We start from the raw sequence: 15,448 nt of genomic DNA, 5'->3' as shown, positions 1-15,448 counted from the left end.
GCGCTCACCTGGACACGTCCGGTCGTCAGCCGGGCCCGCGCCACGCGCCACCGCGGCTACCCGGAACCGCCGGTGGTTCTCCCCGTACGGGCCCCGTCACTCGAACCGGCGCCGGTCCAGGACTGCGGGGTATGTGCGCACACTGCGGCATGGCGACGGGCGTACCGGACGGGAAAGGGCACCATGGACGGCTACACCGACCACTCGGCGGCCCTGGACTGTTCGCTGGAGATCCGTAACCACCCTCACGAGCCGCGCGTGATGGGACTGCCGACCGCCGCACCGGCGCTACGCCCATGAGTCCCCGCAGCGTGATCCGCGCCGTGCAGCACGCCATCGGCACGCACCCGCAGAGCGAGATCACCGTATCGGCGTGCTGCCTGACCGGCGGATGCCCGTGGACGCTGACACCGACCGCCGACCTGAAGGCAGCCGACCTGGCGGCGATGGCACACACGGGCCGTACGGGGCACCCGACGTTCGCCCGGACCTTCCAGGACGTGGCACTCGTACGCCGCCTGGAACTGAACGAGGGGCAGGCGGACATTCCGCCGCTTCCGGCGCCTCATTGAGCGCCACCGACCTCAACGGACAGGCACAGCACATGCACGATGTACGCGCACTACTCACCCCTGCTGCATTCGGGGGCGTCGTCGCAACGGTCATCGACAACAATCCCGGCATGGATGAGGCTACGGCCACTCGGATCGTCGCGGAAGCGCTCAAGTTCGTGGACGCCGCCACCAAATTCCCCACGGTGAAGATCACCCCATCACGCGTGGTGGACGAGGGGTGGCATGCGCTGATCCTGCACACGGCCCCGTACGCCACGGTGTGCGAACGGCTCGGACGATTCGTGCACCACTACCCGGAACGGCCGGACCCCGGGCGGCACGACCCGCACGCGCTGACCCGTACTGCGGCCTTGATCGAACAGGCCGGGCACAGCGTGGACGGCGAGCTGTGGACGGGGCCGGCCAAGGCCCTCGTACCGGTTGCGGCGAACTGCTCGCACACCCCGAAGCCGGGCGGTTGCGGCCCCATCAACCCCGGTGGCTGCGGCTCACATGGCGGCGGTCAGGACAGCTAGGCTGCCGCCCCCGGCAGAGAAGGTGACGGCATGGACGCGGAAGAGGCCCGGCACGTGGACGCCACGCTGAGGCAACTGGGTATCCCTGGGATCGTGGCGCCGGAGAACCCGGACGATACGGCGGGGGCATGGCGCGTGTACGACAGCCCCGATCCCACGGTGCGGAAGGACACCACCCCTGACGTGCTGGCGGCCGTCGTCGCCCAGTTCGGGGAAGCCGACCCGAAACCCCTGCGACGGGCCGACGGAGGGCCCACGCGAGGCTTCGTCGTCCCGCCCGGCGGCAACTGACCGCCCGCCCCGGCCTGCCCGAAGGCCGGGCGCGGCTTCGGTCAGCGCGGCGGGCGGATGGACAGGTCGTGCCGGAACTCGTCGCGTGGGTCCCAGCGGGCCTTGATCTTTTGCAGCCGCGGATAGTTGTCCTTGTAGTAGAGCGTGTGCCAGGGGACGCCGGAGGTGTTCAGATTCGGGTCGGCCAGGTCGCGGTCCGGGTAGTTGATGAAGGAGCCGTCGCTGACCTCGCCGGGCACGGGTACGCCGCCGGTGTCCGCGTAGACGTCGCGGTAGAAGCCGCGCACCCAGGCCAGGTGCTTCGCCCCGGCCTCGTCCGTTCCCTCCCAGCCGGTCATGCAGATCGCCTTGAGGATCGAGTCCCGCTGGGCGACGGCGGTCGCGTCCGGCGCGACGGCGTTGACCTTCCCGCCGTACGAGACCAGCCACAGCGCCCCGGTGACGCCTTCCGGCACCGCGTCCGTCAGGTGCCGGTACGCCTCGGCGATCTGCCGGTCCGTGTACCGCTTGCGCAGGTAGCCGGACTTGACCTTGTACGGGGTCGGCGCGCTCTCCTGCACGGCGGCCACCGCCTCCAGCCACGGCCGGACCTGGTGCCGGACGGCGGGCTCGGCGCCCACGCCGCGCCCGACGGCGTCCACGTAGGCGCGCATCCGCCGCTCGGCGCCGGGCGCGGTGGCGTCCAGCTGGCCCACCAGCATGATCTCGCCGGTGTTGCGGGTGGTGAGCATCAGCACGCTGAACAGGTCGGCGTACCGGGAGTCCGGGGCGCTGTCGTGCTCGTGCCAGGTGCCGTGGTTGCGCGCCAGCCGGGTGAAGGCGCGCTCGTCGAGGTTCTTCCAGTCCCAGGTCGCGGAGAAGCTCAGCAGGGCCCCCGGGGCCTTGGGCAGCAGCCGAGCGGGGTCGTCGCCCTCGGCCGCCGGGTCGCGGAACCAGTAGCGGGTGACGATGCCGAAGTTGCCGCCACCGCCGCCGGTGTGCGCCCACCACAGGTCGTGGTGCGGGTCCTTGGGGTCGCGGGTGGCCACGACGCTGCGGGCCGTGCCGGAGCGGTCCACCACCACGACCTCGACGGCGTGCAGGTGGTCGACGGACAGCCCGTACCGCCGTGAGAGCGTGCCGTACCCGCCGCCGAGGACGTGCCCGCCGACCCCGACCTCCGCGGTGGCGCCGGCCGGGATGGAGACGCCCCAGCCGAGGAAGAGGGCTCGGTAGACCTCGCCGAGCAGGGCGCCGGGCTCGACGGCGAACGCGCGCCGGGCGGCGTCGTAGCGAACCTCGCGCATGGGTGAGGTGTCGATCAGTACGCGGACGGACGGGTCGTCCACGAAGTTCTCGAAGCAGTGGCCGCCGCTGCGCACGGCGATGCGCTTGCCGTCCCGTACGGCCTGCTGTACGGCGGTGACGACCTGCTCGGTGGTGCTCACGACGTGGACGCGCTCGGGTGTGCCGACGAAGCGCCCGTTGCTGCCGCGGCGGGTGAGGGAGGAATACCGCGGGTCACCGGGGCCGAGCGTGACCGGGCCCTGCCCCGGCGGCCGGCCGGACGCGGCGGCAGCGGGGGCGGCCGGGGCCGCGGCGGCGGTGCCCGGCGCGGCCAGTCCCGCGGCCGCGCCTCCCAGCGCGGCCGCTCCCGCGAGCAAGGTCCGGCGCGCTACTTCAACCATGGTCCGCTCCTGTAACTGTGTGGGTGGTGACGGAATCTGTGTCGGTGCACCCCTCCACTTTCGGGCCCGCCGGGCGCCCGATCATCGTTCCCGGTGACCACCTCCGCCGTAGGGAGGAAGAGGTACGCCACGCGTCGCTTCCCCTCCTCCAGGAGGGCGCGCAGTGGGCGCGCATCGCCCCCGAGGACGGTTTTCGCCGCCCGTACGGCAGCGGTAACAGAGACGAAAGACTTCACGAAGTCTTGACAACCGCATTGGTCTGGACCATTTTGTGCGCAACGACCGCCCTGCCTCCGGACCGGGCGGACGGCCCTTCCGGGCCCAGGACTTGGAGACAGCCATGCCGCACCCCCTCACGTCCCGCACCCCACGCTCCCGGCACAGACGGTGGCTCACCACCGCCTTCACCGGCCTGGCGGCCGCCGCCCTGGCCGTCACCGGCACCCAGGCCGGCGCCTCGGCGGCTCCCCACACCGCCACCCGGGCCGCCGCCGACGTCAACAACGCCAAGAACCCCGGCTTCGAGGCCGGCCTCGCCGACTGGACCTGCTCGGCGGCCTCCGGCGCCACCGTGTCCTCCCCCGTGCACGGCGGCACCTCGGCCCTGAAAGCCACCCCGTCCGGCGCCGACCAGGCTAAGTGCTCGCAGACCGTGGCCGTCCAGCCCAACTCCACGTACAAGCTGAGCGCTTACGTCCAGGGCTCGTACGTCTACCTCGGCGCGAGCGGCACCGGCACCACCGACGTGTCCACCTGGACGGCGAACGCCGCCACCTGGCAGCAGCTGAACACCACCTTCACCACTGGCCCCTCCACCACCTCGGTCACCGTCTACACCCACGGCTGGTACGGGCAGCCCGCCTTCTTCGCCGACGACATCAGCGTCTTCGGGCCGGACGGCGGAGGCGGCAACCCCGGCGACCCGGTGCCGAACGCCCCCGCCGGCCTGACCGCCGGCGCGGTCACCGCGTCCTCCGTCGCCCTGTCCTGGAGCCCAGCCAAGTTCGCCACCGGCTACCAGGTCTACCGCGACGGCACCAAGGTCCAGGCCGTCACCGGCACCTCGGCCACCGTGACCGGGCTGAGCCCCGCCACCGCGTACCGCTTCGAGGTCACCGCGACCAACGCGGCCGGCGAGTCCGCCAAGTCGGCGGCCGTCACCGCCACCACGTCCCCGGGTGGCGGCGGCCCCGGCCCCTCCGTGCCGAAGCACGCGGTCACCGGCTACTGGCAGAACTTCAACAACGGCGCGACCGTACAGAAGATCAGCGATGTGTCCGACCAGTACGACATCATCGCGGTCTCCTTCGCCGACGCCACCACGACGCCCGGCGCGATCACCTTCAACCTCGACTCGGCGGGCCTGGGCGGCTACACGGTCGCCCAGTTCAAGGCCGACATCAAGGCGAAGCAGGCGGCCGGCAAGAACGTCATCCTGTCCGTCGGCGGCGAGAAGGGCACCATCTCCGTCAACGACTCCGCCTCCGCGAACAACTTCGCCAACAGTGCTTACGCGCTGATGCAGGAGTACGGCTTCAACGGCGTCGACATCGACCTCGAAAACGGCATCAACCCGACCTACATGTCGCAGGCCCTGCGCTCGCTGTCCCAGAAGGCGGGCAGCAAGCTGGTCATCACCATGGCCCCGCAGACCATCGACATGCAGTCCACCCAGGGCGGCTACTTCAAGACCGCGCTGAACATCAAGGACATCCTCACCGTCGTCAACATGCAGTACTACAACAGCGGTTCGATGCTCGGCTGTGACGGCAAGGTCTACTCGCAGGGCACGGTGGACTTCCTGACCGCGCTGGCCTGCATCCAGCTCGAAGGGGGCCTCGACCCGTCGCAGGTCGGCATCGGCGTGCCCGCCTCGACCCGCGCCGCGGGCGGCGGCTACGTCTCCCCCGGCATCGTCAACAACGCGCTGGACTGCCTCACCAAGGGCACCGGCTGCGGCTCCTTCAAGCCCGCCAAGACCTACCCGTCCCTGCGCGGCGCCATGACCTGGTCCACGAACTGGGACGCGGCGACCGGCAACGCCTGGTCGAACGGCGTGGGCCCGCACGTGCACAACCTGCCGTAAGGCGGCATGCAGAAGGGCGGCACACCGGTGGTGTGCCGCCCCTCGCGTACCGGGTGTCAGCCCTCGACGCCCAGCTTCTCCAGGATCAGCTCACGGACGCGGGCCGCGTCGGCCTGGCCGCGGGTGGCCTTCATGACCGCGCCGACCAGCGCGCCGGCCGCCGCGACCTTGCCGCCGCGGATCTTGTCGGCGATGGCCGCGTTGGACTCGATGGCCTCGTCGACGGCCTTGCCCAGCGCGCCCTCGTCGGAGACGACCTTCAGGCCGCGCTTGTCGACGACGGTGTCCGGGTCGCCCTCGCCCGCGAGGACGCCCTCGATGGTCTGGCGGGCCAGCTTGTCGTTGAGGGAGCCCTCGGCGACCAGCGCCGCCACCCGCGCGACCTGCTGCGGGGTGATCGGCAGGGCGGCGAGATCGACGCCGTCCTCGTTGGCGCGGCGGGCCAGCTCGCCCATCCACCACTTGCGGGCGGCGGCGGAGTCCGCGCCGGCCTCGATGGTGGCGACGATCAGGTCCACGGCGCCCGCGTTCAGGATCGACTGCATGTCGTGCTCGGAGACGCCCCACTCCTCGCGCAGCCGGTTACGGCGTACGCGCGGCAGCTCGGGCAGGCCCTTGCGCAGCTCCTCGACCCACTCGCGGGACGGGGCCACCGGGACGAGGTCGGGCTCCGGGAAGTACCGGTAGTCCTCGGCCTCCTCCTTGACCCGGCCGGGGGTGGTGGAGCCGTCCTCCTCGTGGAAGTGGCGGGTCTCCTGGATGATCGTGCCGCCCGAGGACAGCACGGCCGCGTGCCGCTGGATCTCGAAGCGCGCGGCCCGCTCGACCGACCGCAGCGAGTTGACGTTCTTCGTCTCCGAGCGGGTGCCGAACTTCTCGGTGCCCTTCGGGCGCAGCGACAGGTTCACGTCGCAGCGCATCTGGCCCATCTCCATGCGGGCCTCGGAGACGCCCAGCGCCTTGATCAGCTCGCGCAGCTCGGCGACGTACGCCTTGGCGACCTCGGGGGCCCGCTCGCCCGCGCCCTGGATGGGCTTGGTGACGATCTCGATGAGCGGGATGCCGGCGCGGTTGTAGTCCAGGAGGGAGTGCGAGGCGCCGTGGATACGGCCCGTCGCGCCGCCCACGTGGGTGGACTTGCCGGTGTCCTCCTCCATGTGGGCGCGCTCGATCTCCACGCGGAAGATCTCGCCGTCCTCCAGCTGGACGTCCAGGTACCCGTCGAAGGCGATGGGCTCGTCGTACTGCGACGTCTGGAAGTTCTTCGGCATGTCCGGATAGAAGTAGTTCTTCCGGGCGAAACGGCACCATTCGGCGATGGAGCAGTTCAGCGCCAGGCCGATCTTGACGGCGGACTCGACGCCGACCGCGTTGACGACCGGCAGCGAGCCGGGCATGCCGAGGCAGGTGGGGCAGGTCTGCGAGTTGGGGTCGGCACCCAGGGTGGTCGAACACCCGCAGAACATCTTGGTCTTGGTGCCGAGTTCGACGTGCACCTCAAGACCCATCACGGGGTCGTAGGTGGCCAGCGCGTCCTCGTACGACACCAGTTCAGTGACGGTCACGGAAAACTAACCTCTCAGTCCCGCTCAGCCCGCGAGCACGTCGTCGTCGGCGAGACGACGCAGATCGCGGATCAGCAGCGCGACTCCGGTGGCGATGGCGGCGGCGGAGACGACGGCGTCGAGGAGCTGGAGCTTGTCCTGCTCGCCCTTCGCCTTCTTCGCCTGCTTGACGACGCTCACCGCACCGAACAGCGTGGTGCCGATGGACAGATACGTACCGGCCTTGGACTTCTTGAAGCCCTTGGCCTTCGCGAGCTTTCCACTCACAGGGACGGTGCCTCCTCAAGCAGCGGGTGCCCCCAACGGGCGGTGAACGCGGCCTCGACCGCGGCACCGACCTTGTAGAGCCGGTCGTCGGCCATGGCAGGAGCGATGATCTGCAGACCCACCGGCAGCCCGTCCTCGGGGGCCAGGCCGCAGGGCAGCGACATGGCCGCGTTGCCTGCCAGGTTCGTCGGGATCGTGCACAGGTCGGCCAGGTACATCGCCATCGGGTCGTCGGCGCGCTCGCCGATCGGGAAGGCGGTGGTCGGCGTCGTCGGGGAGACGAGCACGTCGACCTGCTCGAACGCCTTCTCGAAGTCCCGGGTGATGAGCGTGCGCACCTTCTGGGCGGAGCCGTAGTACGCGTCGTAGTAGCCGGAGCTGAGCGCGTACGTGCCGAGCATCACGCGGCGCTTGACCTCGGGGCCGAAGCCGGCCTCGCGGGTCAGGGCCGTGACCTCCTCGGCCGACCTCGTGCCGTCGTCGCCGACCCGCAGGCCGTAGCGCATGGCGTCGAAGCGGGCCAGGTTCGAGGAGCACTCGGACGGCGCGATGAGGTAGTACGCCGACAGGCCGAGGTCGAAGGAGGGGCAGGAGATCTCGACGATCTCCGCGCCCAGCTCGCGCAGCAGCTCCACGGACTCGTTGAAGCGCTGCATGACGCCGGCCTGGTAGTGCTCGCCGGAGAACTCCTTGACGACGCCGATGCGCATGCCCTTGACGTCGCCGTTGCGGGCCGCCTCGACGACCGGTGGGACCGGCGCGTCGATGGAGGTCGAGTCCAGCTCGTCGTGGCCGGCGATGGCCTCGTGCAGCAGGGCCGCGTCCAGGACCGTACGGGCGCAGGGGCCGCCCTGGTCGAGGGACGAGGAGAACGCCACCATGCCGTAGCGGGAGACCGCGCCGTAGGTGGGCTTGACGCCGACGGTGCCGGTGACGGCGGCGGGCTGGCGGATGGAGCCGCCGGTATCCGTGCCGATGGCGAGCGGGGCCTCGTAGGCGGCCAGGGCGGCGGAGGAGCCGCCGCCGGAGCCGCCGGGGATGCGGGTGAGGTCCCAGGGGTTGCCGGTCGGGCCGTAGGCGCTGTTCTCGGTGGAGGACCCCATGGCGAACTCGTCCATGTTGGTCTTGCCGAGGATGACGACGTCGGCGGCCTTGAGCCGCTTGGTCAGCGTCGCGTCGTACGGCGGGATCCAGCCTTCGAGGATCTTCGAGCCGACGGTGGTGGGAATGCCCTCCGTGGTGAAGATGTCCTTCAAGGCGAGCGGCACGCCGGCCAGCGGGCCCAGCTTCTCGCCGCACTCGCGCTTGGCGTCCACCGCGCGGGCCTGGGCGAGCGCGCCCTCTCGGTCCACGTGCAGGAACGCGTGCACCTTCTCGTCGACGGCCTCGATGCGGGCCAGGTGCGCCTCGGTGACCTCGACGGCCGTGACCTCGCCGGAGGCGATCTTCGCCGCGATCTCGGCGGCGGTGAGCTTGATCAGATCTGCCATGTCGGTCACTCTTCCCCCAGGATCTGCGGCACCTTGAAACGCTGCTGCTCCTGGGCCGGGGCGCCGGACAGCGCCTGCTCGGGCGTCAGCGACGGACGGACCACGTCCGGGCGCATGACATTGGTCAGGGGCAGCGGGTGGGAGGTCGGCGGTACGTCTTGGTCGGCGACCTCGGAGACGCGGGCGACCGCGCCGATGATGTCGTCGAGCTGTCCGGCGAAGTGATCGAGCTCTTCGCCCTTCAGCTCCAAGCGCGCCAGCCGGGCGAGGTGGGCGACCTCCTCGCGCGTGATGCCAGGCATGCAGCGATCCTCAGGGTGAGTGTCTTGGCTTGTTGTCCGGGCCAATCCTATGGCGTAGGCAACGGGGGTTCGAAACGCATTCCCGCGGTCGCGGGCGCGGGCCGGGCGGTACGGCGTGGTGGGCCCCGGATCACGGGGCGGGACGCCGGGCCGCGCCTGCCCCGCGGGGGCCGCGCGGCCGGGAGCGGCGGCGGGCCCGGACAGGTGACGCGGACAGGTGACGCGGTCAGGTGACGCGCTGGTCGGCTTCCTCCACCGCGGCGGCCCGCTCGTGCCGCGGCTCGGCCGCCGCCCGCTCCGCCTCGCGCTGCCAGCCGCGCTCGCCGCGGGCCCGCAGCCAGGCCGTGGTCTCGTCCGGCGGCATCGCGGCGGCGACCAGCCAGCCCTGTACGGCGTCGCACCCCAGGTCCCGCAGCCGCTCCCAGGTCTCGTCGTCCTCGACGCCCTCGGCGACGACGAGCAGGCCCAGCGAGTGGGCCAGGTCCAGCGTGCAGCGGACGATCTCGGCGTCCTCGTTGTCCACCGCCAGCCGGGCGACGAAGGAGCGGTCGATCTTGAGCTCGCTGACCGGCAGGCGGCGCAGGTGGACGAGGGAGGAGTAGCCGGTGCCGAAGTCGTCGAGGGACATCTTGACGCCGTGCCCGGTCAGCCCCGCCAGCGTGTCGGCGGCCCGCTGCGGGTCCTCCAGCAGGACGTGTTCGGTTATCTCCAACTGGAGGGACCCCGGTGGCACCTGATGGCGGGCCAGCCTGGCCGCCACCGCGCCCGCGAAGCCGGGGGTGTGCACGTCGCGCGGCGAGACGTTGACGGCGACCGGCACCTCCAGGCCGGAGGCGCGCCACCGGGCCACCTGGGCGAGCGCGGTCTCCAGGACGTACTCCGTCAGGCGCGGCATCAGACCGGAGGACTCGGCGATGGCGATGAACTCGTCCGGCGGGACTCTGCCGCGCTCCGGATGGACCCACAGGACCAGCGCCTCCAGCCCGGCCACATGGCCGTCGAAGCCGACCTTGGGCTGGTAGTGCAGCTCCACGTCGCCGGCGTCCAGCGCGCGGCGCAGGTCACCCAACAGGCCCAGCCGGTCCGGGGTGTTGCCGTCGCGCTTGGCCTCGTACACCTCGACGCCGCTGCGGTCCCGCTTGGCCTGGTACATGGCGACGTCGGCGCGCCGCAGCAGCCCCTCGGCGTCCAGCGCGTGATCGGGAAAGACCGCGACCCCCGCGCTGGCTTCGAGCACGAGGGTGAGACCGTCCAGGTCCAGTGGCGAGCCGAGGGCCGCGACCAGGTTGCGGGCCACCCGCTGGGCGCTGGTCAGGGAGTCGGCGGTGGGCAGCAGGACCGCGAACTCGTCGCCGCCGAGCCGGGCGACCTCGGCGCCGCGCGGCAGCGCGTGCCGGAGCCGGTCGGCGATCTGGAGCAGCAGCCGGTCGCCGGCCAGGTGCCCGAGGGTGTCGTTGACCGAGCGGAAGCGGTCGAGGTCTATGAGGACCAGGGCGGAGCGGGCGCCGATGCGCTCGGCGTCGTCCAGCGCGGTCCAGGTGCGCTCCAGCAGCCACTGGCGGTTGGGCAGGCCGGTCAGCGGGTCCCGCAGCTGCTCCTCGGCGCGCGCCCTGGCGATCCACAGGGTGGAGTCCAGGGCTATCAGGGGCACGGCGAACATCGGCAGCAGGAACGGCGCGTGCACGGCGGCCACCACGATCAGCGGCGAGATGCCGAGCAGCGCCACGCCGACCAGGGCCTGCCGGGCCAGGGCCGTCCGGGCGATGGTGGGCAGGCCGCCGGTGCGCGGCGCCATCGTGAACCACAGCAGCGCGCGGGTCACGACCAGGTAGGCGAGGGCCGCGACCAGTATGTCGGGCAGCACGGACAGGTCCCAGGCCACGGGCTGCCACGGGTGCTCGACGGTCGGTACGACGTCGAAGGCGGCCAGGCCCAGCGCCGCGGCCCCTATCCCGAGGATGTCCACGGCGCCGTGCAGCAGGGCCTGTCGCCAGCGGTGCCGGCGGGCGGCGCCGACCAGCACCACGACGGCCACGCTCACCAGGACGGCGGGCACCCAGCCGTACAGCAGGAGGACGGCGAGGGCCAGGGCCGCGCCCGAGCCCGTGCCGCCCCACCAGCGGTCGCGGCCGAGCGCGACGAGGTGGCCGACGATGACGCCGGTGAGGATGGCCAGGGCCCAGCCGACGGCTCCCTCGGGGAACAGGGCCCGGCCGGCGCCGAGCGTCCGGATCACGCCTGCGCCGAGCGCGCAGCCCGCCACCAGGACGACGGCCGCGGGCAGCGCGGGCACGGCGAGCCGGCGGAGCCGCGACGCCCGAGCGGCGCTGTCGGTCGGTTTCATTCCGATACCTCTCACAGCCGGCTGTGCCCGCGCCACGGCAGGCGCACACCTCAACAGTAGGCCGCAGAAGGCCGCCGCGGGCAGCGATCGGCAGCGGTTGCCCGAATGCGACCCGGCCATCCGGAACCATCTGCTATGCGCCGATGAGGTGACTTCTCACTCGCCCTCAGGCGGAGTGACAGCTACCGCTCGTGCTTCATCGGGACCCTGCTCCAGCAGCACCGCGAAGCCGTCATCGTCTAGCACAGGCACCTTCAACTGCATGGCCTTGTCGTACTTCGAACCAGGATTGTCTCCCACCACCACGAAACCGGTCTTCTTCGAAACGGAACCGGTCACCTTCGCTCCGAGACGCTGCAGGGCTTCTTTCGCGCCATCTCTGGTGTGTGACTGAAGTGTGCCCGTTACAACGACGGTGACGCCTTCAAGTGGGCGCGGGCCTTCGTCTCCTGAGGATTCCTCCTCCATCCGGACGCCGGCCGCCCGCCACTTGTCCACGATCTCGCGGTGCCAGTCCTCGGCGAACCACTGCTTGAGCGAGGCCGCGATGGTCGCGCCGACGCCCTCGACGGCGGCCAGCTCCTCCTCGCTCGCTTCCATGATCCGGTCCAGCGAACGGAACTCCCGGGCGAGCGCCTGGGCCGCCACCGGGCCGACATGACGGATCGACAGGCCGGTGAGGACCCGGGCCAGCGGGCGCTCCTTGGCCGCCTGGATGTTCTCCAGCATCGCCAGGGCGTTCTTCTTCGGCTCGCCCTTCTGGTTGGCGAAGAAGGTGACGACCTTCTCCTCGCCCGTCTTGGGGTCGCGCTTGGGCAGGCCGCTGTCCGGGTCGAGCACATACGACTTGATGGGCAGCAGCTGCTCGATGGACAGGTCGAAGAGGTCGCCCTCGTCCTTCAACGGCGGCTCGGCGGGCTCCAGGGGCTGGCTCAGCGCCGTGGCGGCCACATAGCCGAAGTTCTCGATGTCCAGAGACTTGCGGCCGGCCAGGTAGAACAGCCGCTCGCGGATCTGGGCGGGGCAGGAGCGGGCGTTGGGGCACCGGAGGTCGACGTCGCCCTCCTTGGCGGGCTGCAGCGCCGTACCGCACTCGGGGCACTCGGCGGGCATCACGAACTCCCGTTCGCTGCCGTCCCGCAGGTCCACCACCGGCCCCAGGATCTCCGGGATGACGTCGCCCGCCTTGCGCAGCACGACCGTGTCGCCGATGTAGACGCCCTTGGCCTTGACCACGTCCTGGTTGTGGAGCGTGGCGAACTCCACCTCGGAGCCGGCCACCGTCACCGGTTCGACCACGGCGTACGGCGTGACGCGGCCGGTGCGGCCGACGCCGACGCGGATGTCCACCAGCTTGGTGTTGACCTCCTCCGGCGGGTACTTCCACGCGATCGCCCAGCGCGGCGCGCGCGAGGTCGCGCCGAGGCGGCCCTGTAGAGCGATCTCGTCGAGCTTGACGACCGTGCCGTCGATCTCGTGGGCGACGGCCGTGCGACGGGTCTCCGGGTCGCCGTAGCGCTTGATGAAGTCGCGCACGGCCTCCAGGGAGTCGACGACCTCGTTGTGGTCGGAGGTGGGCAGGCCCCACTCGCGCAGCAGGTCGTAGGCGTGCGACTGGCAGTCGATGTCGAAGCCCTCGCGGGCGCCGATGCCGTGCACGACCATGTGCAGCGGGCGGGTGGCCGTGACCTTGGGGTCCTTCTGGCGCAGCGAACCGGCGGCGGCGTTGCGCGGATTGGCGAACGGCGGCTTGCCGTCGGCCACCAGCCGCTCGTTCAGCTCCAGGAACTTCTCCATGGGGAAGTAGACCTCGCCGCGGACCTCCACCAGCTCCGGGACCCGGTCGCCCTTGAGGCGGTCCGGGATCTCGGTGATGGTGCGGACGTTGGGCGTGATGTCCTCGCCCGTACGGCCGTCGCCGCGGGTGGCGGCGCGGGTCAGCCGGCCGTTCTCGTACGTCAGGTTGACCGCGAGGCCGTCGACCTTGAGCTCGCACAGGAAGTGGTAGCCGGCGCTCTTCGGGTCGCCGCCCAGCTCCGTCGCCAGCCGCTCGGCCCAGGCCGCCAGCTCCTCGTCGTCGAAGGCGTTGTCCAGCGAGAGCATGCGCTCGCGGTGCGCGACCTCCGTGAACTCCGTTTCGTACTGCCCCGCGACCTTCTGCGTCGGGGAGTCCGGGGTGCGCAGCTCCGGGTACTTCTCCTCCAGCGCCTCCAGGGACCGCAGCAGCTTGTCGAACTCCGCGTCGCTGACGACGGGGGCGTCCCTCACGTAGTAGCGGAAGCGGTGCTCCTCGATCTGCTCGGCCAGATGGGCGTGCTCGTCCCGCGCCTTCGCGGGCACCGCGTGCCCTGCCGTGTGCTGTTCGCCGGCCACCGTCTCGTCCTCCCGTTGTCCTTGAGTGCCGTCACTCAGGGTTGTCTGCGAGCGATCTCGCCGCCCGGACGCAGTGCGCGAGCGCCGCACGGGCATATGCGGGCGAAGCGCCCGCCAGCCCGCACGACGGGGTGAGCACCACGGACTCCGCGAGAGTCCCCGGCGCCAGCCCCAGCCTGCGCCACAGCGTCCTGACACCCATGACGCTACCGGCAGGGTCTGACAATGGGCCGTCCACGCCCGGCACCACGCCCGCGAGGAGTGTCGTACCGCCCTCGACCGCCTCCCCGATCGCCTCCTCCTCACGCTCGGTGAGCAGTCCGAAATCGAACGAAATCCCCGCGGCACCGGCGCGCCGCAGCAGGGCGAAGGGGACGTCGGGGGCGCAGGAGTGGACGACCACCGGCGCGCCCGCCTCGGCGGCGACGGCGACCAGGTCGCGCAGGGCGCCCTCCACCACGGCCCGGTCCACCGCGCGGTGCGTGCGGTAGCCGCTCGCCGACCTGATCCGTCCCTGGAGCACGGCGGTCAGCGACGGCTCGTCCAGCTGGAGCACCGGACGCGCGCCCGGCACCCGCCGCCGTACGTCGGCCAGGTGCGCGCGCAGGCCCTCGGCGAGCGACGCCGTCAGGTCCCGGCAGGCGCCGGGGTCGCTGAGGGCGGCCTCGCCGTTGCGCAGCTCCAGCGCGGCGGCCAGGGTCCACGGGCCGACCGCCGAGACCTTCAGCTCGCCCTCGTAATCCTGGGTGAACTCCTCCAGCGCGTCGAGGTCCTCGCCCATCCAGGAGCGGGCGCGCCGGGTGTCGCGGCCCGGCCGGTCGCTGATCCGCCAGCCGCTCGGCTCCACGTGCGCGTACACCTCGACGAGGAGGCCGGCGGTGCGGCCGATCATGTCGGCCCCCGGGCCCCTGGCGGGCAGCTCCGGCAGGTACGGGAAGGTCTCCAGCGAGCCGGTCACGGTCCTGGCGGCCTCGCGGGCGTCCCCACCGGGCATCGAACCGATGCCGGTGGCGGCGGTGCGGGCGAGGCGGGCGGTGGCGTTGTTCTCGGTCACGCTCCGAGGGTAAGCGGTGTGGCCTTCGGCCACGGGGGGCCGGGGGGACGCCTGGGACCGGGCGCCCGGCCGCGGGCATACCGGCGCCCGTCACCGATGTCCTCAATCGCCGGACGGGCTTGATTCTGCTGCCCTGAGCCCCAGGTCGCGGACGGAACAGAACCCGCCGGCGCCGGTCACCGCCCCGGCCGTACCGTCACGTCGTTGATCTCCGCGTCGCGCGGCAGGTCGAGTGCGGTCAGCATGGTCGTGGCCACCGACTCCGGGTCGATCCACTGGCTCGCGTCGTACTCGCGGCCCTCCTGGCGGAAGACGCTCTCCTGCATCGGGGTGGCGGTGCGGCCCGGGTAGACGGAGGTCACCCGTACGCCGTTGCCGTGTTCCTCGGCCCGCAGCGAGTCGGCCAGCGCCTTGAGGCCGTGCTTGCTGGCGGCGTACGCGCCCCACTGGGGGCCCGCGTTCAGGCCGGCGCCCGAGTTGACGAAGATCACGTGGCCCTTGGCGACGCGCAGCTGCGGGAGGAACTGGCGGGTCAGCTCGGCGGGCGCGAGGAGGTTGGCGGCGATGGTGCGCTGCCACGCCTTGGGGCCGAGGTCGCCGATGGCGCCCAGTTCGACGACGCCCGCGATGTGCATCAGGGAGTCCAGCCGGTCGGGGAGCGACTGCTTGCCGAAGGCCCAGTCCAGCTTCTCGGGTACGGCGAGGTCGCCGACCACCGTGCGGGCGCCGGGGAACTGCCCGGCCAGCTCCTTGGCGCGGCCGGCGTCCCGCGCCAGCAGCCAGAGCTCCTCGCCCCGGTCGGCCAGCCGCCGCGCGACCGCCGCCCCGATGCCCGATCCTGCGCCCGTGATCAAGTGCGTACCCATGGGTCCGATCCTAACGAGGGGCTGCGCGGCGGGGCGGGAGCGTACGCGCGAAG

At 71.8% G+C, this 15,448-nt stretch carries 13 protein-coding genes; 4 read left to right on the top strand and 9 right to left on the bottom strand.

The annotated features are described in order from the left end of the window. The first annotated feature begins 296 nt into the window (after positions 1 to 296). From ACH4OW_RS18920 to ACH4OW_RS18910, 3 genes are all read left to right on the top strand, one after another. Positions 297 to 572 carry a hypothetical protein gene (locus ACH4OW_RS18920; protein ID WP_398029023.1) on the top strand — a complete coding sequence of 92 codons (276 nt, stop codon included), beginning with the start codon at positions 297 to 299 and terminating at the stop codon, positions 570 to 572. A 110-nt stretch (positions 573 to 682) separates the two neighbouring features. Next, on the top strand, positions 683 to 1,090 hold the full coding sequence (locus tag ACH4OW_RS18915; protein ID WP_398029021.1) for a glycine-rich domain-containing protein: 408 nt from the start codon (positions 683 to 685) through the stop codon (positions 1,088 to 1,090). 30 nt (positions 1,091 to 1,120) lie between these two features. After that, positions 1,121 to 1,381 (top strand): hypothetical protein, encoded by a 261-nt coding sequence (locus ACH4OW_RS18910; RefSeq protein WP_360136565.1) that lies wholly within the window; start codon positions 1,121 to 1,123, stop codon positions 1,379 to 1,381. Positions 1,382 to 1,422: 41 nt separating this feature from the next. On the opposite strand, the gene ACH4OW_RS18905 is transcribed toward ACH4OW_RS18910, so the two are convergent. Next, positions 1,423 to 3,048, bottom strand: a complete 1,626-nt coding sequence (locus ACH4OW_RS18905) for an FAD-binding oxidoreductase (RefSeq protein ID WP_398029019.1) — start codon at positions 3,046 to 3,048, stop codon at positions 1,423 to 1,425. A 340-nt stretch (positions 3,049 to 3,388) separates the two neighbouring features. Here ACH4OW_RS18905 and ACH4OW_RS18900 point away from each other — a divergent pair, with 340 nt between their 5' ends. Then, the gene (locus ACH4OW_RS18900) at positions 3,389 to 5,134 is read left to right on the top strand and encodes a chitinase (protein ID WP_398029017.1); all 1,746 of its coding nucleotides are present in this window, start codon (positions 3,389 to 3,391) and stop codon (positions 5,132 to 5,134) included. A gap of 56 nt (positions 5,135 to 5,190) precedes the next feature. Here the strand turns inward: ACH4OW_RS18900 and gatB are convergent, their stop codons facing one another. The 8 genes from gatB to ACH4OW_RS18860 form a co-directional block, all read right to left on the bottom strand. Further along, entirely contained in the window at positions 5,191 to 6,699 is a 1,509-nt protein-coding gene (gatB, locus tag ACH4OW_RS18895; RefSeq protein WP_360136568.1) for an Asp-tRNA(Asn)/Glu-tRNA(Gln) amidotransferase subunit GatB, read from the bottom strand. Positions 6,700 to 6,723: 24 nt separating this feature from the next. After that, positions 6,724 to 6,966 (bottom strand): hypothetical protein, encoded by a 243-nt coding sequence (locus tag ACH4OW_RS18890; protein WP_360136569.1) that lies wholly within the window; start codon positions 6,964 to 6,966, stop codon positions 6,724 to 6,726. Further along, on the bottom strand, positions 6,963 to 8,456 hold the full coding sequence (gatA, locus tag ACH4OW_RS18885; protein WP_398029014.1) for an Asp-tRNA(Asn)/Glu-tRNA(Gln) amidotransferase subunit GatA: 1,494 nt from the start codon (positions 8,454 to 8,456) through the stop codon (positions 6,963 to 6,965). Before gatA ends, ACH4OW_RS18890 begins: the two co-directional genes overlap by 4 nt. Positions 8,457 to 8,461: 5 nt before the next feature. Further along, positions 8,462 to 8,758, bottom strand: a complete 297-nt coding sequence (gene gatC, locus ACH4OW_RS18880; RefSeq protein WP_360136571.1) for an Asp-tRNA(Asn)/Glu-tRNA(Gln) amidotransferase subunit GatC — start codon at positions 8,756 to 8,758, stop codon at positions 8,462 to 8,464. Positions 8,759 to 8,984: 226 nt separating this feature from the next. Beyond that, positions 8,985 to 11,102 carry a putative bifunctional diguanylate cyclase/phosphodiesterase gene (locus ACH4OW_RS18875; RefSeq protein WP_398029012.1) on the bottom strand — a complete coding sequence of 706 codons (2,118 nt, stop codon included), beginning with the start codon at positions 11,100 to 11,102 and terminating at the stop codon, positions 8,985 to 8,987. Between the two features lie 156 nt (positions 11,103 to 11,258). Continuing rightward, complete coding sequence (gene ligA / locus ACH4OW_RS18870) at positions 11,259 to 13,475, bottom strand: NAD-dependent DNA ligase LigA (protein WP_360136572.1); 2,217 nt, start codon at positions 13,473 to 13,475, stop codon at positions 11,259 to 11,261. Between the two features lie 31 nt (positions 13,476 to 13,506). Continuing rightward, the gene (locus ACH4OW_RS18865) at positions 13,507 to 14,529 is read right to left on the bottom strand and encodes a methionine synthase (RefSeq protein ID WP_398029010.1); all 1,023 of its coding nucleotides are present in this window, start codon (positions 14,527 to 14,529) and stop codon (positions 13,507 to 13,509) included. Positions 14,530 to 14,705: 176 nt separating this feature from the next. Continuing rightward, complete coding sequence (locus ACH4OW_RS18860; protein ID WP_360136573.1) at positions 14,706 to 15,395, bottom strand: SDR family oxidoreductase; 690 nt, start codon at positions 15,393 to 15,395, stop codon at positions 14,706 to 14,708. Between the last annotated feature and the right edge of the window lie 53 nt (positions 15,396 to 15,448).

Origin of the sequence: Streptomyces sp. NPDC017056, from assembly GCF_044332485.1 — a bacterium.
Classification (GTDB): Bacteria; Actinomycetota; Actinomycetes; order Streptomycetales; family Streptomycetaceae; genus Streptomyces.
The sequence above is the reverse complement of the archived record's forward strand: the minus strand, read 5'-3'. Positions and strand labels throughout refer to the sequence as shown.